This is a genomic window from Oleiphilus sp. HI0123 (assembly GCF_001635315.1).
Genome location: NZ_LWGE01001739.1, coordinates 1 through 2,014 on the forward strand (window position 1 = coordinate 1; position 2,014 = coordinate 2,014).

2 protein-coding genes are annotated in these 2,014 nt (G+C 46.5%); both read left to right on the top strand.

Features of this window, described 5'->3' with window-relative positions; genetic code table 11:
• A partial coding sequence (locus tag A3761_RS23480; protein ID WP_068751014.1) for a bifunctional (p)ppGpp synthetase/guanosine-3',5'-bis(diphosphate) 3'-pyrophosphohydrolase occupies positions 1-1,522 on the top strand: 1,522 nt, incomplete at its 5' end.
• Positions 1,523-1,546: 24 nt separating this feature from the next.
• Entirely contained in the window at positions 1,547-1,942 is a 396-nt protein-coding gene (locus A3761_RS23485) for a RidA family protein (protein ID WP_068508651.1), read from the top strand.
• Positions 1,943-2,014 lie beyond the last annotated feature (72 nt).

The window sequence follows — 2,014 nt, forward strand, 5'->3', positions numbered from 1 at the left end:
GGCAGTGCAGAAGTTACGTGGCAATCACAATGAAATTCTTGCCGATATTCAACATTGCCTTGAAGATAAGCTCAAAGAACGCGGTATTAATGCTGAGATACTCGGTCGCGAGAAGCACCTGAACAGCATTTATAAAAAAATGAAATACCAGCATAAATCCTTCCATGAAATTATGGATGTTTATGCCTTTCGAATTATTACTGACTCTGAAGACGATTGTTATCGCGTGCTCGGAGCCGCCCACAGTTTATACAAGCCGCTGCCCTTTCGTTTTAAAGACTATATCGCCGTACCTAAAGCAAATGGCTACCAGTCTCTCCATACGACACTTTTCGGTATGCACGTTAATATCGAGATTCAGATTCGTACTAAGGATATGGAAGATTTGGCTGACTACGGTATTGCTGCACACTGGCAATATAAAGATGAGTCAGATCTCGCCTTGGCCAATCAGGCGCGTATTGATCGCTGGCTAAGCGGCCTGAAAGAACTTCGTGAACGAGCCGTTGACTCTATGGAGTTTATTGAGCACGTTAAGATCGACCTCTTCCCCGACGAGATCTATGTATTCACACCCAAAGGCGCGATTCTCGAATTACCTGCGGGGGCAACCCCAATCGACTTCGCCTATGCTATCCATACCGATATTGGTCATGCTTGTGTCGCCTGTCGCGTAAACAAACAACTTGCCCCCTTGAGCGTACCTCTACAAAGCGGGCAAACGGTTGAAGTAGTCACTGCCCCTAGCGCTAAACCAAGTAGGGCTTGGCTGAATATTGTCACAACCGGTAAAGCCAAGAGCAGCATAAGGCACTACTTGAAAGACCAACGCGAAGCCGAAAGCCTAGCGCTTGGTAAGAGCTTGCTCGATAAGTCACTCTCTGGCATTAATGTTTCCTGGAAAGATATTCCTGAAGCACAGATTCAAAAAGTTCTTGAACATAACCAAGCCGAGAGCATGGATGTACTCCTGCGCAATATCGGTTTAGGTCAGCGCATGCCGTTCATCATTGCTCGTCAATTGATGTCTGATGCAATACAAGATGAGGCTGAAAACGAAGCTCAAGATACCTCTACAGTGTCCATGATGATCAAGGGCTCAGAAGGAATGAACCTGTCTTTCGCACATTGCTGCCACCCGATCCCGGGCGACCCGATCGTAGGCTTACCTGACACAGGCTCTGGCATCACCATTCATTCCGAGGGCTGCTCAAAAATTATGAACCTAAGCAACAATCAGGTTCAAATGCACTTATCCTGGGTGAAAGATATTACCGATGAGTTTACCGTTGAATTGAAGGTAGAGCTTGAACGCCAACGCGGCATTATTGCCGAGCTAGCCGCAGCGATAACGCACGCCGAAGGTAATATCGAACGAATCGGCGTGACGGAACAAAACGCCAAACTAAGTGTTGTTAGTGTTGTGCTACATGTTCAGGGTCGACGACACCTGGCTCGAGTTATGCGCCGAATTCGCTCAATCAAAGCCGTTCTAAGGCTTACCAGAGTCATATCAAAATAAAGTGATTAGCTTCCAGGAGGAAATATGAGTAACAAGTCCATTATTCAAACAGCAGATGCACCGGAAGCAATCGGAACCTATTCCCAGGCAGTAAAAGTCGGCGAGACCGTTTTTTTATCTGGCCAGATCCCGCTGGACCCAAGTACGATGAGCCTGGTAGAAGGCGATATCAGCACGCAAATCACGCGAGTATTTGATAACCTTACCGCTGTATGCAATGCCGCAGGCGGTACACTTCAAGACATAGTTAAACTCAATATTTTCCTGACAGACCTAGGACACTTCGCCACCGTGAATGAAATCATGGCCAAGTATTTTGAAGCGCCTTATCCCGCAAGAGCCGCCATTGGCGTCGCATCACTACCTAAAGATGCTCAGGTTGAAATGGATGGCATAATGGTGATGAATTCATCTATTTAGGTTTGTCTTAACATCGCCTGATAACCTTCTCGGAAAGTCGGATAGTGAAGTTGATAAGCACTATCCAACATT

What these genes read in the sequence shown, in the direction of transcription:
- A3761_RS23485 (WP_068508651.1), top strand. Translation starts at nt 1,547, where the DNA reads ATGAGTAACAAGTCCATTATTCAAACAGCAGATGCACCGGAAGCAATC.